Annotated in this window: 15 protein-coding genes; 9 read left to right on the top strand and 6 right to left on the bottom strand. The window is 64.3% G+C overall.

Annotated features, from left to right (window positions below; all coding sequences use genetic code 11):
* The first annotated feature begins 99 nt into the window (after positions 1–99).
* The 9 genes from NLY43_RS19820 (at position 100) to NLY43_RS19780 (ending at position 13776) form a co-directional block, all read left to right on the top strand.
* Positions 100–2520 (top strand): glucan 1,4-alpha-glucosidase, encoded by a 2421-nt coding sequence (locus NLY43_RS19820; RefSeq protein WP_023710193.1) that lies wholly within the window; start codon positions 100–102, stop codon positions 2518–2520.
* A 42-nt stretch (positions 2521–2562) separates the two neighbouring features.
* The gene (gene gnd, locus NLY43_RS19815; protein WP_023670467.1) at positions 2563–3576 is read left to right on the top strand and encodes a phosphogluconate dehydrogenase (NAD(+)-dependent, decarboxylating); all 1014 of its coding nucleotides are present in this window, start codon (positions 2563–2565) and stop codon (positions 3574–3576) included.
* Between the two features lie 23 nt (positions 3577–3599).
* A complete protein-coding gene (gene zwf / locus NLY43_RS19810; protein WP_023710194.1) occupies positions 3600–4973 on the top strand; it encodes a glucose-6-phosphate dehydrogenase in 1374 nt (457 codons plus the stop codon).
* Between the two features lie 117 nt (positions 4974–5090).
* On the top strand, positions 5091–5795 hold the full coding sequence (locus tag NLY43_RS19805; RefSeq protein WP_023710195.1) for an ROK family protein: 705 nt from the start codon (positions 5091–5093) through the stop codon (positions 5793–5795).
* A 214-nt stretch (positions 5796–6009) separates the two neighbouring features.
* Complete coding sequence (locus NLY43_RS19800) at positions 6010–6474, top strand: Ros/MucR family transcriptional regulator (RefSeq protein ID WP_023687743.1); 465 nt, start codon at positions 6010–6012, stop codon at positions 6472–6474.
* Positions 6475–6607: 133 nt separating this feature from the next.
* A complete protein-coding gene (locus NLY43_RS19795) occupies positions 6608–7708 on the top strand; it encodes a pyridoxal phosphate-dependent aminotransferase (RefSeq protein WP_023710196.1) in 1101 nt (366 codons plus the stop codon).
* Positions 7709–7866: 158 nt separating this feature from the next.
* On the top strand, positions 7867–9108 hold the full coding sequence (locus tag NLY43_RS19790) for an MFS transporter (protein ID WP_023670472.1): 1242 nt from the start codon (positions 7867–7869) through the stop codon (positions 9106–9108).
* Positions 9109–9469: 361 nt separating this feature from the next.
* On the top strand, positions 9470–10576 hold the full coding sequence (locus NLY43_RS19785; RefSeq protein WP_023694469.1) for an efflux RND transporter periplasmic adaptor subunit: 1107 nt from the start codon (positions 9470–9472) through the stop codon (positions 10574–10576).
* On the top strand, positions 10573–13776 hold the full coding sequence (locus tag NLY43_RS19780) for an efflux RND transporter permease subunit (protein ID WP_023710198.1): 3204 nt from the start codon (positions 10573–10575) through the stop codon (positions 13774–13776). Before NLY43_RS19785 ends, NLY43_RS19780 begins: the two co-directional genes overlap by 4 nt.
* A gap of 30 nt (positions 13777–13806) precedes the next feature.
* Here the strand turns inward: NLY43_RS19780 and NLY43_RS19775 are convergent, their stop codons facing one another.
* From NLY43_RS19775 to NLY43_RS19750, 6 genes are all read right to left on the bottom strand, one after another.
* Complete coding sequence (locus tag NLY43_RS19775; protein ID WP_023698393.1) at positions 13807–14442, bottom strand: LolA family protein; 636 nt, start codon at positions 14440–14442, stop codon at positions 13807–13809.
* A gap of 56 nt (positions 14443–14498) precedes the next feature.
* Complete coding sequence (locus NLY43_RS19770; RefSeq protein WP_023670477.1) at positions 14499–14762, bottom strand: YMGG-like glycine zipper-containing protein; 264 nt, start codon at positions 14760–14762, stop codon at positions 14499–14501.
* 187 nt (positions 14763–14949) lie between these two features.
* Positions 14950–15666, bottom strand: a complete 717-nt coding sequence (locus tag NLY43_RS19765) for a glutamine amidotransferase (protein WP_286458461.1) — start codon at positions 15664–15666, stop codon at positions 14950–14952.
* Between the two features lie 14 nt (positions 15667–15680).
* Entirely contained in the window at positions 15681–16160 is a 480-nt protein-coding gene (locus tag NLY43_RS19760) for a tellurite resistance TerB family protein (protein WP_023702389.1), read from the bottom strand.
* Positions 16161–16236: 76 nt separating this feature from the next.
* Complete coding sequence (locus tag NLY43_RS19755; RefSeq protein WP_023710199.1) at positions 16237–17838, bottom strand: heme biosynthesis protein HemY; 1602 nt, start codon at positions 17836–17838, stop codon at positions 16237–16239.
* Between the two features lie 10 nt (positions 17839–17848).
* On the bottom strand, positions 17849–19339 hold the full coding sequence (locus NLY43_RS19750) for a COG4223 family protein (protein ID WP_023710200.1): 1491 nt from the start codon (positions 19337–19339) through the stop codon (positions 17849–17851).
* Positions 19340–19383 lie beyond the last annotated feature (44 nt).

Raw genomic sequence — 19383 nt, 5'->3', positions numbered from 1 at the left:
TTGTCAACTGCGATCGATCACGCTTGGACGATCAACTTCAGGTGCGGCGGTTGAAAAGCCTTCGCGTGCTGGTCTAGGGAAGGGTCCAGGAGACCATGCATGGCAGCGACGCCGCCGACCCTTCCCCCCAGTGCACCCAAAAGAATGGGCGCGCCCGGAATTCCGGCGCGCTGGACGTCAAGCGCCAAGAGCGGCGTAGGTGCCGCGCTTTCAACGGCGAGTCGCGTCTGGTTCACGCTCAGCCATGGCATCGTCAATGAAGTCTACTATCCCGGCCTCGACAGCGCCTGCACGCGCGACATGGGACTGCTGGTCACCGGCCTCGGCGGCTGGTTTTCCGAGGAGAAGCGTGACGCCACGCATGCCATCGAGCCGTTCGAGGAAGGCGTGCCCGCCTACCGGCTGGTCAACGCGACGGCGCGTTACCGGATCGAAAAGCGCATCCTGGCGGATCCGGCGCGCCCGGCCCTGCTGCAGGAAATCAGCTTCACGGCACTCGAGGGCGTGGCCACGGACTACCGCGTCTACGCCCTGCTGGCGCCGCATCTGGTCAATGCCGGCATGGGCAACACCGCCTGGATCGGCGAGCACAAGGGCAAGCCGATGCTGTTTGCGTCCGGGCACGGCGCCTGCTTGGCGCTTGCCTCCTCGCTGCCCTGGGGCGACTGCTCGGCCGGCTATGCAGGCTTTTCCGACGGCTGGCAGCAACTCAGCCGCGCCGGCCGGCTCGATCCGACCTGCCAAAGCGCGGAGGACGGCAATGTCGCGCTGACCGGCGAGATCGGCTTTTCTTTAGCCAACAGCGAAGCCTTGCTTGCGCTTGGGTTTGGGGCGACGCCGGATGAAGCGGCCGAAAACGCCGCCGCCAGCCTGAAACGCGGTTTTGAGCCGGCGGCAAAGGCCTATGTCGCGAAATGGCGGAAATGGCAGGCAGGCCTGACGCCGCTCGACCACCATGATGCATCCGGCCTCAACACCTACCGCGTCAGCACAGCGGTGCTGGCGACGCACCTGTCGCTGGCGAGGCCCGGCGCGGCCGTTGCCAGCCTGTCGATCCCGTGGGGAGCGAGCAAGGGCGACGACGACCTTGGCGGCTATCATCTGGTCTGGCCGCGCGACCTTGTGGAAACCGCGGGCGGCTTGCTCGCCGCCGGCGATCCGGCGCAGGCGCTTGAGATCCTCGCCTATCTCCGTTCCATCCAGCAGCCGGACGGCCACTGGCCACAAAATGTGTGGCTCGACGGCTCGCTCTATTGGCCGGGCATCCAGATGGACGAATGCGCCTTCCCACTGCTGCTTGCCGATGCGCTGCACCGCGCCGGCCACCTGCCGCGCGCCAAGCTCGCCGCCTTCATGCCGATGGTCGAGAAAGCAGCGTCCTATGTCGTGCGCAATGGTCCCGTCACCGGGCAGGACCGCTGGGAAGAGGATGCCGGCTACAGCCCATTCACGCTCGCCGTCGAAATATCGGCACTGCTTGGCGCCGCCGATCTGTTCGACGTTGACGGCAAACCGGAGCCGGCTAACTATTTGCGCGAGGTCGCGGATTGCTGGAACGACCAGATCGAGCGCTGGACCTATGTCAGCGGCACACCGGCGTGCCACGAGGCTGGCGTCGACGGCTACTACATCCGCATCGCGCCGGCCGACGGTTCAGGCGCCGCATCGCCGAAGGACGGCTTCGTACCGATCAAGAACCGTCCGCCGGGCGATACCGACAAGCCGGCCGAAGCGATTGTCAGCCCGGACGCGCTGGCGCTAGTCCGCTTCGGCCTCAGGGCCGCGGACGATCCGCGCATCGTCGGCACGGTCAAGATCATCGACGCGCAACTGCGCTGCGACCTGCCGCAAGGGCCTCTATGGTACCGCTACACCAGCGACGGTTATGGCGAACACGCCGACGGCGCCCCCTTCGACGGCAACGGCCAGGGCCGACCCTGGCCGTTGCTGGCCGGCGAACGCGCCCACTACGAGCTGGCCGCCGGTAACAAGGACAAGGCGGCAAGCCTGCTCAGGACATTCGAGGCTTCGGCTGGTGTGGGCGGTCTGCTGCCGGAACAGGTCTGGGACGGCGCCGACATACCGGAGCGCGAATTGTGGCTGGGCAGGCCGTCGGGCAGCGCCATGCCGCTGGTCTGGGCGCATTCGGAACACATCAAGCTGTTGCGCTCGCTCCGCGACGGCGCCGTCTTCGACATGCCGCCGCAAGGCGTCAAGCGCTATGTCAGGGACAAGACCGGCTCGCCGCTGAGGATATGGCGCTTCAACAACAGGCTGCGCACCCTGGAAGCCGGCAAGACGCTGCGGGTTGAACTGCTGCAGCCGGCACTGATCCGCTGGAGCGGCGACCAGTGGCAGACCAGCCATGAAATCAACACGTCCGTGAATGTCTTTGGCGTCCATCTGGCGGATCTGCCGGTGGCCGATATTCCGCGAGGTAATACGATCGTCTTCACTTTTTTCTGGCCCGACGGCGACCGTTGGGAGAATGTCGACTTCACCGTCGGCATTGAGAACTAACTCGCCCACAATTTTCTTTCCTCAAGCGACTAGGACAACACCATGCAGATCGGAATGATGGGACTGGGCAGGATGGGCGCCAACATGGTGCGCCGCCTGATGCGCGACGGCCATGAATGCGTCGTCTACGACATCAACCCGGCAAGCGTTGCCGCCCTGGTTGCCGATGGCGCCATCGGCGCCGCCTCCATGGAAGAGTTCGTCGGCAAGCTGTCCAAGCCGCGTAGCGCCTGGCTGATGCTGCCGGCGGCGATCACCGGCAGGATCGCCGACCAGATGGCAGCATTGATGGAGCCCGGCGATATCATCATCGACGGCGGCAATTCCTATTATCACGACGCTGTCGACCAGGCGGCCGAGCTCGCGGCCAAGGGCCTGCACTATGTCGATGTCGGCACCAGCGGCGGCGTCTGGGGCTTGGAGCGCGGCTATTGCCTGATGATCGGTGGCCCCGACACGGCGGTCAAACACCTCGACCCGATCTTCGCCACGCTGGCGCCCGGCGCCGATGTCGGCGCCACGCCCGACAAGGCGGGTGGAACCGCACCCTTTGGCTACCTGCATTGCGGACCGAGCGGCGCCGGCCATTTCGTCAAGATGATCCATAACGGCATCGAGTATGGCGTCATGGCCGCCTATGCCGAAGGCATGAACATTTTGAAATCGGCAAATGCCGGCAAAAGACAGCGCACGGCGGACGCCGAGACCAGCCCTTTGGAAAACCCGCAATACTATCAGTTCGACATCGACCTGCCGCAAGTGGCCGAGGTCTGGCGCCATGGCAGTGTGATCGGCTCGTGGCTGCTCGACCTCACCGCCGGCGCACTGAAGAGCGACCCGGCATTGGCCCAGTTCGGCGGCCGCGTCTCCGATTCCGGCGAAGGACGCTGGACGCTGAAGGCGGCGATCGACACCGGCGTGCCGGCGCCGGTTCTGTCCTCGGCTTTGTTCGACCGCTTCTCCTCGCAGGGCGAATCCGAATTCGCCGACAAGCTGCTGTCGGCCATGCGCTATGCCTTTGGCGGCCATGTCGAAAAGCCGAAGGCCGGCAAGTGAAGGCCGCAGGGGAGACGCGCAAGATGAGCCCGGAACGATCCGACACGCTGGTGCTCTTCGGAGCAACCGGCGACCTTGCCCACAAGAAGATATTTCCGGCCCTCTACCAGATGGTAGCCAAGGGGACGCTGACCGAGCCGGTGATCGGCGTCGCCTTCGATGCCTGGGACATCAACCAATTGCAGGCGCGGGCCCGCGACGGCATCGTCAACGCTGTCGGCAAGATCGACGAAAAGATCTTCGCCAAATTCGCCAGTCTGCTGCGCTATGTCAGCGGCGACTACCGCGACGGCGCGACCTTCGAGAAGCTGAAGACGGCGCTCGGCTCGGCGCAGCGGCCGCTGCACTATATGGCGGTGCCGCCGACCATGTTCGAGACCGTTGTCCAGGGGCTGGAGCAATCCGGTACCGCGCATGGCGCGCGGCTGATGGTGGAAAAGCCGTTCGGCCACGATCTCCAATCAGCGCGCTGGCTGAACCGCGTGCTGCATCTGGTGTTCGAAGAGCAGTCGATCTTCCGCATCGACCACTATCTCGGCAAGGAGGCGATCCAGAACCTGCTCTATTTCCGCTTTGCCAATTCCTTTCTCGAGCCGATCTGGAACCGCAACTTCGTCGAAAGCGTACAGATCACCATGGCCGAGGACTTCGGCGTCGAAGGCCGTGGCAAATTCTATGACGATGTCGGCGCTATCCGCGATGTGATCGAGAACCATCTGCTCAACATCCTTTTGCTGCTCGCCATGGAACCGCCGGTCGGCCGCTCGGCCGACGATCTGATCGACGAGAAGGTGCAGGTGCTGCGCGCCATCCGCACGCTGACCAAGGACGACGTCGTGCGCGGCCAGTTCACCGGCTACCTCGCTGAACCCGGCGTGAAGCCGAACTCGCCGGTCGAAACCTTTGCCGCGGTGCGCTTCATGGTCGACACCTGGCGCTGGCAGGACGTGCCCTTCTTCATCCGCACCGGCAAGAACATGCCGGTGCATGTGACCGAAGTGATCGTGCGGCTGAAGCGGCCGCCGCTCGACGTCTTCGATCCGATCAAGCCCAGCGACGCCAATTACGTGCGCTTCCGCATCGACCCGCAGGTGGCGATCTCGATCGGCGCGCAGCGCAAGGCGCCCGGCGACGACATGGTCGGCGAGCAGGTCGAGCTCACCGCGCTCGACGATTCGAAGGGCGACATGCCGCCCTATGAGCGGCTGATCGGCGATGCCATGAACGGCAATGGCCAATTGTTCACCCGCCAGGATGCCAGCGAGCTTGCCTGGCGCATTGTCGGCCCGGTGCTCGGCGACACCACGCCGCCGCATATGTATGAGCCGAAGACCTGGGGGCCGGCCGACGCCATGGCCAGCTTCGGGCCGCCCAACGGCTGGATCAATCCGAGTTGAGCAATTCCAGGAAAGTGCGAGCGGTCTTTCCGTCCGGAATTGCGTAAAAACAAAGACTTGGAGCATTCCCCCGTTTCCCTGAAACGGGGAACGCGCCAAGTGAGCGGAGGAAACGACATGGCCAAGGCAGCCAGGCCCGCGAAGGCCAAGGCGGAACCGATCGTGCTGACGATCGATGTCGGCGGCTCGCACGTAAAAATCCTCACCAGCGCAGGCGGCGAGATGCGCCGGGCCGATTCCGGACCGGATCTGACGCCGCAGCAGATGGTCGCCACGGTGAAGACGCTGGCCGAAGGGCTGCCCTATGACGTGATCTCGATGGGCTATCCCGGCCCGGTCAGGCACAACAGGCCTTCGCTCGATCCCGCCAATCTCGGCAAGGGCTGGGACGGCTACGATTTTGCCGCCGCCTTCGGCAAGCCGGTCAAGGTCGTCAACGACGCGCTGCTGCAGGCGATCGGCAGCTACGATGGCGGGCGCATGCTGTTCCTCGGCCTCGGCACCGGCCTGGGCGCGGCGATGATCCTCAACAATGTCGGCCAGCCAATGGAACTGGCGCATCTGCCGTACCGCAAGGGCGGCAGTTTCGAAGATTATGTCGGCGAGCGCGGCCTGGAGAAATACGGCAAGAAAAAATGGCGCAAAAACGTTTTCGACGTCGTCGGGCGGCTGCGTGCGGCGCTGCAGCCGGATTATGTCGTCATTGGCGGCGGCAATGTCGACAGACTGGATGAATTGCCCGCCACATCCAGGCGCGGCGACAATACGCGCGCTTTCGAGGGCGGTTTTCGACTATGGCGCGACAAGGCGCTGATCGTCTGATAGTATTAAAATTCAGTATAGTTGTTCAAAATGACGTGTGTCGCGATACGAAGTCATTGCGTTACGCAGATTTGGCGATTAGATCGGTGGCACCGGATGGAATCATCTGGCGCAACCGCACATATGCGGCAAGACAAATGACTAGAGCGGATTTCCGGCTCCGCTGGGACCGCTCTGGGAGTTTCCGCCACCCCCCTAGCGACGGAGAGATAAATTGGCCGACGACAGCAACGACTCTGACAAGGACATCGACCTGCTCGAGCTTACCGCCCATATCGTGTCCGCTTACGTCGAGAAGAACCGCTTGCCCGTTGCCGGCCTGAGCGATCTCATCGCCAGCGTTGCGGCGTCAATCGGCGGGCTCAGCCAGCCGCCGGCCCCAGTGGCGGCGCCGCAGATCCCGGCCGTCAATCCCAAGCGGTCGGTGACGCCGGACTACATCATCTGCCTCGAGGACGGCAAAAAATTCAAATCGCTGAAGCGCCATCTCGGCGTCCATTTCAACCTGACGCCGGAAGCCTATCGTACCAAATGGGGCCTGCCGGCCGACTATCCGATGGTTGCCCCCAACTACGCGGCGTCGCGCTCCGAGCTGGCCAAGTCGATCGGCCTCGGCCGCAAGGCTGCAGTGGCCGCGCCGGCGAAAGCCAAGGGTCGGAAGGCCAAAGTTCCGGCCTGAGTGGGATCAGCGCCTCGGCCCTGAGCCAATCGTTTGGACGACTGGAACAGAAGCCTGCCGGCGAATGAGCCTTGGCAGGCTTCGTGCTTTTATGGCTTGTACCTCTGAGTGTCAGGACTTTGGGGGAGCAGCCATGAACTACGCCAGAATGGTGATCGAGAAAGAGGCGCCGGAGGAATACGGCTACGATCGCATTCGGTTCAATCTCTCCGAAAGCTCGATCGCCGATCAGAAACTCTCCGACGTCGGCTTGTCGCTGCCGGATCTCACGCTGTTCTACGGCGAGCATCGCGGCGACAAGGAGTTGCGGGCGCTGATCGCGGCGCAGGATTCCGGCATTTCGCCTGACGATGTTCTTGTGACCGCCGGTGCGGCGGGCGCGCTCTTCATCATTTCGACCTCGCTTCTGTCGGAGCGCGACCACCTTGTCGTCGTCCGGCCGAACTACGCCACCAACATCGAGACCCCCAAGGCGATCGGCTGCGCCATCTCCTATGTCGATCTCGATTTCGACGCAGGCTTTGCCATCGATTTCGGCCGCGTCGCCGCCAGCATGCAACCGAACACCAAGCTGATCAGCGTCACCTGCCCGCACAACCCGACCGGCACGATGATGGGCCGGGCCGATCTCGACGCGCTGATTGCGCTGGCCGAAGCGAGCGGCTGCCATCTGCTGGTCGACGAGACCTATCGCGACCTCTCCTATGGACAGCGCCTGCCGGCGGCGGCTTCTCTCAGCCCCAAGGCGATCAGCGTCTCGTCGCTGTCGAAAGCCTTCGGCATTCCCGGCATCCGCATTGGCTGGCTGATCACCAGCGATGCCGAACTGCAGGAGCGCTTCCTCGCCGCCAAGGAGCAGATCGGCATTTGCGGCAGCGTCATCGACGAAGGCATTGCGCGCGGCATGCTGGGGCGCCGCGACGCTTTCTTGGCCGCGCTGCTGCCCGAGATGGCGAAACGCCGCGACATCGTGCAAGATTGGATCGACCGCGAGCCGCTGGTCGACTGGGTGCGGCCACAAGGCGGCGTCGTCGGATTTCCAAGGCTCAATGTCAGTCCAGACTTCGACCTCGACCGTTTCTACGTCAATCTCTTGGAAAACCACGGCACCTATGTCGGTCCCGGCCACTGGTTCGATATGCCCAAGCGCTTCTTCCGCGTCGGTTTCGGCTGGCCGAAAGAGGCGGAATTACAGGGCGGCCTCGACGCCATCACCGCGGCGCTGAGGCAGTAACGTCCGCGTGCAATCGGGCGAGCGGCTTGAAAACCGCTTGATCCAGGCCCGATTTTCACGCATACGCGCCCCGAACTTTGATAAGTTTCATTGGCCGGAACAGCGCCCATTTCCGGGAAGTGCCCCGCCGGCCAATGCAAGCAACGGGGCCTGTATCCATGACATCCCATTCCCATACACCGCCTGACCGGCGTTACGCCGCCTTCCGCCATCGCTCCTTCCTGAGCTATTGGGCGGCGCGTTTCCTGACCACCTTCGCCACCATGATCGTGTCCGTCGCCGTCGGCTGGCAGATCTATGATCTGACGCGCGATCCCTTCGATCTCGGCATTGTCGGCATCGTCCAGTTCCTGCCGTCGCTGCTGCTGGTGCTGGTCACCGGCGTTGTCGCCGACCGTTTCGGCCGCCGCCTGATCATGGCGCTGGCGACGGTAGTCGAGGCAGGTTGTGCGCTTGTCCTGTTGTACTTCACGCTGCGCGGTCTCGTCAGCCCGCTGCCGATCTTCATCGTGCTGGCTATGTTCGGCCTGGCGCGCGCTTTTTATGGGCCGGCCTCGTCGTCGCTGTTCGCCAATCTGGTGCCGCCGGAAGATTTCGGCAATGCGATCGCCTGGAACTCGTCCGCCTGGCAAACGGCGACCATTGTCGGCCCGGTCGCCGGCGGCCTGCTCTATGGCGTCTCGGCCGAAGCCGCTTACGCCGTTGCCTCCGTGCTGATGCTGGTGGCCGGTCTGCTGATCTTCACCATTCCGAAACCGGCCCAGCAGAGCGCCACCGACAAGCCGACGATGGAGACGCTGTTTGCCGGCTTCCGATACATCTGGAGCGAGAAGATCGTCCTGGGCGCCATCTCGCTCGACCTCTTCGCCGTGCTTCTGTCCGGTGCCTCGGCGCTGCTGCCGGTCTATGCCCGCGATATTCTGGAACTCGGCCCGTGGGGCCTCGGCCTGCTGCGCTCGGCGCCCGGCATCGGCGCCATCTGTGTCGCGGTCTGGCTTGCCGGGCATCCGCTGCGCGACAGTGCCGGCAAGATCATGCTCGGCTTCGTCGCCGGGTTCGGCGCCTTCACCGTGCTGTTCGGCGTCTCGACCATCACCTGGCTGTCGATCCTGGCCCTTGCCGGCCTCGGCGCCACCGACATGTTCAGCGTCTATATCAGGGAGACGCTGATCCAGCTGTGGACACCCGACGAGGTGCGCGGCCGCGTCAACGCCGTCAACCAGGTCTTCGTCGGCGCCTCCAACGAAGTCGGCGAGTTCCGCGCCGGCACCATGGCGGCGCTGATCGGCACCGTGCCGGCGGTGGTGATCGGCGGCGTCGGTGCGATTGCCGTCGCCGGACTGTGGGCGGTGCTGTTTCCGCAACTGCGAAGGGTGCGGCATCTCAACAGCCGCAACTGATCGAGTAAGCCGCAGGATCCGGCGCTCGGTCCAAATCAGCTTGCGCCGATGACGGCTGAGATGGGCCGGAAGCGGATGGGCCGGTTCTGGGCGAACTAGCCAGATGGCGGGGCAGCCACAGGGTGGACATTTCAGTCCGTATGGAAAATGATCATGTTGCCATGCACAATACTGCAGTGCTCTGGTCTCGACGAGAAACCTTAAATATAGAAGAGAACCACCCGACCTCCGGGTCCAGCTAGCGGGGACGCAAATGGACACTTCAGGGAATCGGCAATCGCATCGCGACGCAAGCGGGCGACCCAGCCGATCGGTCGGCTGGCTGGCCCGCTCCGCCGTCCCAGTGGCATTCCTGCTCGGCATGGCTTTCAGCAGCAACGCGTTTGCGCAGGACCAGCAACTGCCGGTGGTGACGGCGGCCAAGCCGGTGGTGCGTGAAATCGTCGAAGACGACGAGTTCGTCGGGCGCTTCGAAGCCGTCGACGAGGTCGCCATCCGTTCGCGCGTCAGCGGCTATCTGGACAAGATCAGCTTCCAGGACGGCGCACTGGTCAACAAAGGCGACCTGCTCTTCACCATCGACCAGCGTCCGTACCAGGCGGCCTACGATGCCGCCAAATCGCAAGTGGACGTCGCCAAGTCCCTGCTCGAATTCTCCAAGATGCAGCTGGATCGCGCCGATGAGCTCGCCAAGACCGGCAATATCTCGGCCGCGACGGTCGACGACCGCCGGCGGGAATACCTTTCGGCGCAGGCGCAGATGCAGGGCGCGACGGCGGCGCTGACGACGGCCAACCTGAACCTGGAGTTCACCGAGATCAAGGCGCCCTTGTCCGGCCGCATCGACCGCCGGCTGGTGTCGGTCGGCAACCTCGTGCAGCCGGATTCCACCTTGCTGACGACCATCGTCACGCGCGATCCGATCGACTTCTATTTCGACGTCGATGAGCGCCTGTATTTCAGCTACGCCCGCGACGCGAAGGAGCGCGGCGGCAGCATGCAGGAAGGCGCCGGCGGGCTCGAGGTGGTGGTTCGCGTCGCCGACCGCGCGGAGGCGGTATTCAAGGGCAAGCTCGATTTTGCCGAGAACCGGATCGACAACGCGACCGGCACCATGCGGGTGCGTGCAAGGTTTGCCAACGCCGACGGCGTTCTCCAGCCAGGCATGTTCGGGCGCATCAACGTGCCGGGGTCGCTGCCGCATAGCGGCGTCCTGGTGCCCGACGAGGCGGTCGGCGCCGATCAGGATCGCCGCATCGTGTACCTGGTGGATGAGGCTGGGATGGTGTCGGCGAAGCCCGTGCGCACCGGCCCGCTTCTCGACGGCTACCGGGTGATCCGCGCGGGCCTGACCGGCGACGAGACGATCATCGTCAATGGGCTGATGCACGCCAGGCCCGGCACCAAGGTGAAAGTCGAGATGGTGACGTTGCCGCCCAAGGTCGACACCGCCGGGTTGCAGCAATGAGGTTCGCCCATTTCTTCGTCGACCGTCCGATCTTCGCATCGGTCGTTTCGATCGTCCTGCTGATCCTCGGCGGGATTGCCTATACCCAGCTGCCGATCGCGCAATATCCCGAGATCGCGCCGCCGACCATCGTCGTTCGCGCCCAGTACCCGGGCGCCGACGCCGAGACAGTGGCAGCGACGGTGGCAACGCCGATCGAGCAGGAGATCAACGGCGTCGAGGGCATGCTTTACATGTCGTCCTATTCGTCGGGCGACGGGGCGATGGCGCTGACCATCACCTTCAAGCTGGGCACCGATCTCGACCAGGCGCAGGTGCTGGTGCAGAACCGCGTCTCGGTCGCCGAGCCGCGCCTGCCCGAAGAAGTCCGCCGCCTCGGCATCACCACCATCAAGAGCTCGCCCGACCTGATGATGGTCGTGCACATGCTGTCGCCCGACAATACCTACGACCAGCTCTACGTCTCGAACTACGCCCGCTCGCGGGTGCGCGACATACTGCTCAGGTTGGACGGCGTCGGCGACCTCATCATCTTTGGCGAACGCGAATATTCGCTGCGCATCTGGCTCGATCCGGAAAAACTGTCCGCCCTGGGGATGACCTCGGGCGATGTGGTGCAGGCGCTGCGCGACCAGAACGTCCAGGTGTCGGGCGGCTCCATCGGCGCGCCGCCGACCAATACCGGCACGGCGTTCCAGTACACGGTCACCACGCAAGGCCGCTTCAACGACGCACGCGACTTCCGATACGTGATCGTCAAATCGGCCGAAGACGGCCGCCTGATCCAGCTGCAGGACGTGGCGCGCATCGAGCTCGGCGCCAAGGATTACGTCACCAACTCCTATCTCAACGGCAAACCGGCGGTGGCGCTCGCCATCTTCCAGCGGCCAGGCACCAATGCGCTCGCCGCAGCCGCGGAGATCCAGGACAAGATGAAGGAGCTTTCCCAGGACTTCCCGAAGGGATTGAGCTACGACATCGTCTACAATCCGACCGAGTTCGTCGCCGAGTCGATCCAGGAGGTCTACAAGACGATCCTCGAGGCGATGGTGCTGGTCATCATCGTCATCATCGTCTTCCTGCAATCGTGGCGCATGGCGATCGTGCCGATCGTGGCGATCCCCGTGTCGCTGATCGGCACGCTGGCGGTGCTTTACGCCGCCGGCTTCTCGCTCAACATGCTGACGCTGTTCGGCCTCGTTCTGGCCATCGGCATCGTCGTCGACGATGCGATCGTCGTGGTCGAGAACGTCGAGCGCAATATCGCCAGCGGGCTGGCGCCCAATCCGGCGTCGCATCTGACCATGGACGAAGTCGGAACGGCGGTCATCGCGATCTCGCTGGTGCTGATAGCCGTGTTCGTGCCGACAGCCTTCATCCCCGGCATTTCCGGGCAGTTCTACCTGCAGTTTGCGATCACCATCGCGGTGTCGACGGCGATCTCGGCATTCAATTCGCTGACGCTCTCGCCGGCCTTGGCCGCGCTGCTGTTCAAGCCGCACCACACTGCTGCGGCGCCGCCGCGCTTTTTCCTGGCGCGGTTCGGACGGGCGCTCGCCAACGGCTTCAATCGCGGCTTCGACAAGGTCGCCCATTGGTATTCGAGCATCGTGCGCGTGTTGGTCGGCTCGCGGATAGCGATCGCCGCCACGCTGGCCGTTTTCGCGGCCCTCATCTACGCCACGGTCTATATGGTTCAGACGGTGCCGCGCGGTTTCATTCCGTCGCTCGACCAGGGCTATGCGATCGTCGTCGTCCAGTTGCCGGACGGCGCCTCGCTATCGCGGACCGATGCCGTCATCCAGCAGGCGTCGCAGATCATCCAGAAAACGCCGGGCGTCGACTACGCGGTCGCCTTCGCCGGCTTCTCCGGCGCGACCTTCACCAACGCCAGCAACGCGGGCGTGATCTTCGCCAGGTTCAAGCCGTTTGACGAGCGACTGGAAGCCGGCCAGTCGGCGACCCAGGTCATCGGCAATCTGTTCGGCAGCCTGCAAAGCATCAAGGAAGCCTTCATAATCGCACTGCCACCGCCGCCGATCCGCGGCGTCGGCAATGCCGGCGGCTTCAAGCTGCAGATCCAGGAGCGCAACAGCGCCGACATGCGGCAGATATTGGCGCTTGCCTATGAAATTGCCGGCAAGGCCAACAAGACGGCGGGGCTGACCGGCGTGTTCACCACTTTCTCCGCGTCCAGCCCGCAATTCTTCCTGGCGATCGATCGCGACAAGGCGCGCATCCTGAACGTGCCGATCCCCAACATCTTCGAGACGCTGTCGATCAATCTGGGCACCGCCTACGTCAACGACTTCAACGCTTTCGGGCGCGTCTACCAGGTGCGCGCGCAGGCCGACCAGGCGTTCCGCCTCGATCGCGCCGACATCTTGAAACTGAAGGTGCGCTCGGCGACCGGCGCGCTGGTTCCGCTGGGCACGTTGATCGAGATCCGCGACGTCACCGGCCCGGCGCTGGTCCAGCGCTACAACATGTACGTCTCGGTGCCGCTGCAGGGCAACGCCGCGCCCGGCGTTTCCACCGGCGATGCGCTTGCCAAGATGGAAGCGATCACGGCACAGACGTTGCCGGCCGGTACCTCCTACGAATGGACCGAACTCGCCTATCAGGAGCGTAACACCGGCAATGCCGCTGTCTATATCTTCGGACTGTCGGTGCTGTTCGTGTTCCTGGCGCTGGCGGCGCAATATGAAAGCTGGGTGCTGCCGTTCGCCATCGTGCTGGTGGTGCCGCTCGGCGTGCTCGCGGCGTTGCTCGGCGTGTCGTTCCGAGGGCTGGACAACAACATCCTCGTGCAGATCGGCCTAATCGTGCTGATCGGACTTGCCGCCAAGAACGCGATCCTCATCGTCGAATTCGCGCGGCAGGCGCAGGAACGCGGCCTGTCGGCCGCCGAGGCTGCCGTCGAAGCCTGCCGGCTCAGGCTGCGGCCGATCCTGATGACCGCCTTCTCGTTCATCCTCGGCGTCGTGCCGCTGATGATCGCGACGGGCCCGGGCGCCGAAATGCGCCAGTCGCTCGGCACCGCGGTGTTCTCCGGCATGCTCGGCGTCACCTTCGTCGGCCTGTTCCTGACGCCGGTGTTCTACGTCACGCTCAGGTCGCTGTTTTCACGGCGCAATCCGCATGCCGAGGCCGAGCCTTCGGCACCGGCAGAGGTGCCGTCCGAGACGGCCGCCGAGTAGTGTTACACGGGCAGTTCGTGGCGCTGCCGACTATTTCGTTTTGGTGTTGAATTCACGGTTTGCAGCATAGTCGATAGTGAAGGTGCCCGCAGGAGCGCGAACGCCCTGCTTCACGTTGGATATGGTGACTGTCGAGGTAAGGCCCCTCTCGTCAGTCAGGGTCCATCTGCGTAGATCGAGCGATTCCCTGTCAAACACCATAGTGATATTCGAATTGCCGAAGGCCGACTTGTCGGCCAGCCTGATGATCACCTGGGCGCCATCGTCCCTGATACTTTTGAGGCGATTGCCGGAAAAGTTGACCTGATTGTCGAGGAGCAGCTTGAGCGGCGTCTTCGAGAGAGCATAAAGCCGCGATGTCTTGAGCTTCTTGTTATAGACCACCAAGGATTTTCCATCTGCAATTACGCTGACCCCTGATTGGCCTGCATAGTTGAACCGGATCTTGCCCGGCCGCTGGAGGAAAAATTTCCCTTTGGTCCTTTCCGCTCTTGGGCCCGACTGGACAAAGTCCCCGGACATGGACTTTACCGATGAGAAGTGATCGGCAATCGTCTTCGCTTCTACAGGTGCGGCCAAGGCCGCGGTCGAAAGTTCGGCGTTTATCGCGACAGCGCTGACAACGGCTAACCAGAAAGCCAGCAGTCTTTTGCTGTTATATGCCATTCAGTTATCCTACCCCGAGCAGGCGCGTGATCGAAAGAGATCACGCGCCTTTGAGATCAGTAGCCGTCCGGGCACTGAGCAACGTAAACTCGACCGTTCCGACCGCGATATCTGCACTGGCCGGCTTCGCTGGCGTGCCCGATGACCGCCCCGGCCAGCGCTCCGACCGCCCCGCCAACAACCGCCCCTTTTACCGGGTCGCCGGCCACTGCTGCGCCTACAGCTGCGCCACCCAAACCACCGACGGCAGCGCCTTGTTCGGTGCGGGAGCATGCCGCGAGCGGAATGAGTAGGCTCAAAATGAGCAGCGTCTTCTTCATTGGTTCTCTCCTGGGCCGTTATTAGCCGAAGCTTAAATGCGCCACGGAGTTTTTCGATCCATCGGAGTGTTTGGGGCGCAATCCAAATCTGCGGGAACGGGCTAAGGTCCCGGATCCATCGTACACACCTCCCAGAGGTAAGTCGTCTTTGGGCAAGCTCGGCCGTTCAGAGTAGTTGGATTTTGCTCTATCCCTCAGTAGGCTTGCCGAAGATCAGGCTCAAAAATTCGCTCAGCCAGCGCTTGAGGTGCATATCCCAGATCAGCCGGCCGCCGAGATGGTCGCGGCCGGGCTGCGCGCCGGGCAATTCGAAACGGTGTGCGCCGCGCACCACCCAGCGCTGCATCATCAACCGGGTCAGTTCGCCATGGAACTGGATGCCCCAGGCATTGTCGCCATAGCGAAAAGCCTGGTTGGGGTAGGTTTCCGCCGTCGCCAGCAGCGTCGCATCCCTGGGCAGCGAAAAGCCTTCGCGGTGAAACTGGTAGACCATGTCGGGCCAGGGCAGCAGTTTCTTGCCGGCCTCGGTCGGCTTCAGCGGATACCAGCCGATCTCGACCAGCCCCTCGCCATGCCCCTCGACCTTGCCGCCGAGATGATTGGCCAGCATCTGCGCGCCAAGGCAGATGCCGAGGACGGGCCGGTTCTCCTTTAGCGGAACATTGAGCCAGTTGGTCTCGCGGCGGACGAACTCATCTTCGTCATTGGCGCTCATCGGCCCGCCGAACACCACGGCGCCGGCGTGTCCCTCCAGCGTCTCCGGCAGGCTGTCGCCGAGAGGCGGCCGGCGGATGTCGAGGTCGAAACCTTCCTCGAGCAGCATGTGGCCAACCCGGCCGGGGCTCGAAGTCTCCTGATGCAGCACGATCAGGATTTTTGGTTTCGAGCTCGGTCTGGACGGCATGGAAAGGCGGAATCCTATTCGTCGCTCGACGTTCCGCTGGCGCCGGGCGCGGCGGCCGCCGCCTTGCGGCGCGCCTCGACGCGATCCTGGCGCTCGACGCCGATCAGTTCGGCAACGCGCCAGACGGTGTTGTCCTCCAGTTCATGCAGTTCGCCGTCGGCATAGACGATTTCCCACATCAGGCCGATGAAAGCCTTGCGCGCCTCGGCGTCGAGATGGCGCTTCAAGACGCTGGTGAAGGCATAGAGGTCGATCGCCTCATTGTCGGCGCGCTCGCCGGCGGCGGCCAGTGCATCGAGCTCGTCGCCGCTGATCGAATAGCTCTGCGCCAGCACCTGCTTGAACCGCTCCCACTCGACATCCTGGCGCACGCCGTCGGCATTCATCACATGATAGAGCAAAGCCGACGCCGCAACGCGCGGATCGTCCGCATTGGCGCGAGCCCCAGCCCCGGAGGGCAGGTCTTTCAGAAAGGCCAGGACGCGTTCGAACATGGTGCTCACTTCACTTTATTGGAGCATGATCTTTTCCAAAAACCGGTATCCACTTTTTGGGATCATGCTTCAGGGATCAAAACAGGCGGAAGCGGCGCGGTGACTTCTCCGCTTCGTCATCGGGGTCGACGCCGGGGTCGTCGGGCAGCCGCGCCAGTTCCTCGGCAGGTTCGACGGGTTCGGCATCGGGTGGTATTGCGGCGAAAGCGGCGGCGGTGACCGGCGTGACCTGGTCGTCGCCCACAGCGGGCTTCGGCTCGGTCGGCGCCTCGCTGATCGTCTTGGCAACGGCGGGATGATCGATCACTTCGGCTTCCTTTGCCGGCTTGGCGGGTGCCGCAAGCACCGGCACATCGGCTTCGTCTTCATGGCTGTCGATGAGCTGGCCCAGCCGCTCCATCGGTGCGCGCCAGGCGAAAGCGTCGAGCTTGCCGCTGACCGGCGATACCGGCGCCCAGCGTTCGGAGACGACGCCGTCGGCGACCCAGGCCGGATCGCGCGGCGCGCGGACCGCCTTGGACAGCAATTGCCTGATCTTGCCCTGGTCGCCGGTCTCTGCCTCCTCGATATCGGCCAGCAGCAGGTAAGCGCCTTCCCGGCGATCCATGCGGATCGCGGCTTCCGCCTCCCGGCGGGCGGTGGAAAAATCCTGCGCATCGAGCGCGGCGCGCGCCACCGTCATCGACGATTCGGCATTATTGCGCTTCAGCTCCTGCAGCTTCTTCGCCCGGTTGAGACGATCGACCACGGCATCTCCCGGCCTTGCATGGGTGTAGAGCTCGGCGATCTCGGGATGCGGCTCCGCCTTCCAGGCTGCCTCAAGGATCTTCGAGCCTTTGCGCACATCGTTCTGTTTGAACAGAAGATTGGCGGCTGCAACCGCGGCCGGCGCGAAATCGGGCGCGAGCTTGTTTGCCTCGAGTGCCGCTGCCTTGGCTGCATTGGGGTCGCTGTCGGTCAGCGCCTGCGCCTTGGCGGTCAACAGCACAGCGCGGCGGCGATTGGCGGCGTCGCGTTCGATCTGCCTGGTCGACTTCTGCGCCTCCAGCAGCTTCAGCGCGCCTTCCCAGTCGCCGCGCACGGTCAGATCCTCCAGCGTCGATTCGGCGGCCCAAGCCAGTTGCGGCGCGACGGAAGCGGCGCGGCCGGCATAGTGACGCGCGGCGTTGCGGTCGCCGAGCCGTTCGGCTTCGAGATAGAGCCCGCGCAGGCCAAGCAGCCGCATTTCGGGGTCGTCGAGCATGGCCTCGAATTTTTCGCGCGCGCCCTCATGGTCGCCTTCGAGCAGCGAGGCTTGCGCTTCGAGCAGATGGATCAGCGGCTCCTGGTCGGAGCGGATCAGTTTGGCGGCTTCCTTGGACTTCTTGCGGGCCAGCGCGCCATCGCCGGCGCCGGCTGCGATCATGCCGGTCGACAGCGCCTGGTAGCCGCGGTCACGGCGGCGGACGCGGAAATAGCGCGAGATCGTGTACGGGCTGTTCCACAGCGACTTGATCAGCCACCAGACGATCATCACCGCGGCGACGACGGCAACGATCGCCACCGCCGCCACCATCAGGCTGACCTGGTATTGGTAACCGTTGAAGGTGACGACCATCTCGCCGGGACGATCGGCCAGCCAGGCAAAGCCGAGGCCGAGCGCGAAGACGGCGGCGAGAAAGATGAGAATGCGGATCATCGTGTCGTCCTCATGCCTTCATCGCACCTGCAATCAGCGCGTCGACCTGCGTCTCGACGTCGATGCGCGCCTTCAGTTTGCCGGCAAAGTCGGCGCTGGCAGCCTTGACCGCATCCGGCAGCGTTGCGTATTCGCTGAGCGCCTTGGCGTAGTCGCCCTGGTTGACCGCCACTTCGATGCGCGCCACGGTTTCCGGCGCGCCGGCGCCTTCGACGGCGCCGATCGGCCGGACCTTGACCAGCGATTCGGCGCTCGACAAAAGGTTCTGGAAGAAGCCGGCATTTTCATCGACCGGCGTCGCCGCCGCGACCATCGCATTGGCCGCGGCGTCGGCCTCGCCGGCGATCTCGGTGCGGGTCGGGACGCCCTTTTCAGCGTAGGGGCGCAGCGCTGCAATCTGCGGTGCATCGGGCGAGATCGCCGCGAAGGTCTCCAACTCGGCGGCGAACGGCGCGCCGCGGTCAAGCGCCGCCTTCAAGGCCGAAGCGGCGATGGCCATCGCGATCTTTGGCTGCGAGGCCTGCGCATCGACCTTGCCGGCGAGCTGCATCACCGACTGCTCCAGCGCGGCGATCTTGCCTTCCTGCGCCTTGGCTGCCTCGCCGGCCGATTTCACCAGTGCGTCGAGGCCCGCCAGTCTTTCATTGAGCGGCGCGAGATCGACGGGCGCTGCACCACCGGCCTGGCCAAGGGCGGCGACCGCGGTCTCGATCTGCTTGACCTTGTCGCCAAGCGCGGCAAGCCCGGCATTGTCGCCGGCGCCGCCCTTTTCGACCGCCGATTTCAGCGATGCGACATCGGCCTTGACCTGATCCAGCGCCGAAGACAGCCCGTCGACCTTGGCCGTTGCGGCGCCATTGCCGCTGGCTTCCCTGAGGTCGGCGATTTCGCGCTTCAGCGAAGCGATCTCGCCATTGACGCCGTCGAGCGAGACCGTGCCCGCCCCTGAGCCCGGAGCGCCAAGCACGCCGGCAAACTGCAGCCCGCCGGCGGCAGCCAGCGCGATGACACCGCCGATGATGCCGGCGGCAATGCCGCTCGTGCGCTTCGGTTGCGCGGCCATGGGCTGGTTCCCGGCTGTCCTTGGGGTTTCCTTGGGTGCACCCGGCTTGGGCGAGGCATCCTCGAAACTGTAGTCGGAGGTTCTGGCGCGCGGTGGCGCATCCGAAGCGGTGGGGTAAGGCTGCTCCGCCTGGGTGGACGCCTTGGCATCGGCGCTTTCGGGAGCGGCCTGCGCCGCGGCGTCGGAGTGCTCCCACGGCTCGAGATCGGCTTGATCGGCATGAACGGGCTCGTCAGGCGTCTCCGGCTGCGCATTGGCCATGGCAGCCGCATCCTCGGCCGCAACCGATTCTGCCGGGGCCCCGACGTCATCCGAGTTGGCGACATCCGTCTTGGCGGCATCCGCATCGGCGATGCGCGAGACAGCGCCGGGTTCGAGTTCGATGGTCACCGGCTCGCGGCGGCTTTTCGAATGTCGCATCTTCGGCGTCTTGACCATGCCTGGGCTCCGCAATCCTGCTTCGTCTGGGCGCCCGACGGCGC

It is taken from the genome of Mesorhizobium sp. C416B (assembly GCF_030323165.1).
Classification (GTDB): Bacteria; Pseudomonadota; Alphaproteobacteria; order Rhizobiales; family Rhizobiaceae; genus Mesorhizobium.
The sequence above is the reverse complement of the archived record's forward strand: the minus strand, read 5'-3'. Positions and strand labels throughout refer to the sequence as shown.

Excerpts from the sequence above, each read along its gene's own strand:
- NLY43_RS19820 (WP_023710193.1), top strand. The coding sequence starts at position 100 with ATGGCAGCGACGCCGCCGACCCTTCCCCCCAGTGCACCCAAAAGAATG.
- gnd (WP_023670467.1), top strand. The coding sequence starts at position 2,563 with ATGCAGATCGGAATGATGGGACTGGGCAGGATGGGCGCCAACATGGTG.
- zwf (WP_023710194.1), top strand. The coding sequence starts at position 3,600 with ATGAGCCCGGAACGATCCGACACGCTGGTGCTCTTCGGAGCAACCGGC.
- NLY43_RS19805 (WP_023710195.1), top strand. The coding sequence starts at position 5,091 with ATGGCCAAGGCAGCCAGGCCCGCGAAGGCCAAGGCGGAACCGATCGTG.
- NLY43_RS19795 (WP_023710196.1), top strand. The coding sequence starts at position 6,608 with ATGAACTACGCCAGAATGGTGATCGAGAAAGAGGCGCCGGAGGAATAC.
- NLY43_RS19790 (WP_023670472.1), top strand. The coding sequence starts at position 7,867 with ATGACATCCCATTCCCATACACCGCCTGACCGGCGTTACGCCGCCTTC.
- NLY43_RS19785 (WP_023694469.1), top strand. The coding sequence starts at position 9,470 with ATGGCTTTCAGCAGCAACGCGTTTGCGCAGGACCAGCAACTGCCGGTG.
- NLY43_RS19780 (WP_023710198.1), top strand. The coding sequence starts at position 10,573 with ATGAGGTTCGCCCATTTCTTCGTCGACCGTCCGATCTTCGCATCGGTC.
- NLY43_RS19775 (WP_023698393.1), bottom strand. The coding sequence starts at position 14,442 with ATGGCATATAACAGCAAAAGACTGCTGGCTTTCTGGTTAGCCGTTGTC.
- NLY43_RS19770 (WP_023670477.1), bottom strand. The coding sequence starts at position 14,762 with ATGAAGAAGACGCTGCTCATTTTGAGCCTACTCATTCCGCTCGCGGCA.
- NLY43_RS19765 (WP_286458461.1), bottom strand. The coding sequence starts at position 15,666 with ATGCCGTCCAGACCGAGCTCGAAACCAAAAATCCTGATCGTGCTGCAT.
- NLY43_RS19760 (WP_023702389.1), bottom strand. The coding sequence starts at position 16,160 with ATGTTCGAACGCGTCCTGGCCTTTCTGAAAGACCTGCCCTCCGGGGCT.
- NLY43_RS19755 (WP_023710199.1), bottom strand. The coding sequence starts at position 17,838 with ATGATCCGCATTCTCATCTTTCTCGCCGCCGTCTTCGCGCTCGGCCTC.
- NLY43_RS19750 (WP_023710200.1), bottom strand. The coding sequence starts at position 19,339 with ATGGTCAAGACGCCGAAGATGCGACATTCGAAAAGCCGCCGCGAGCCG.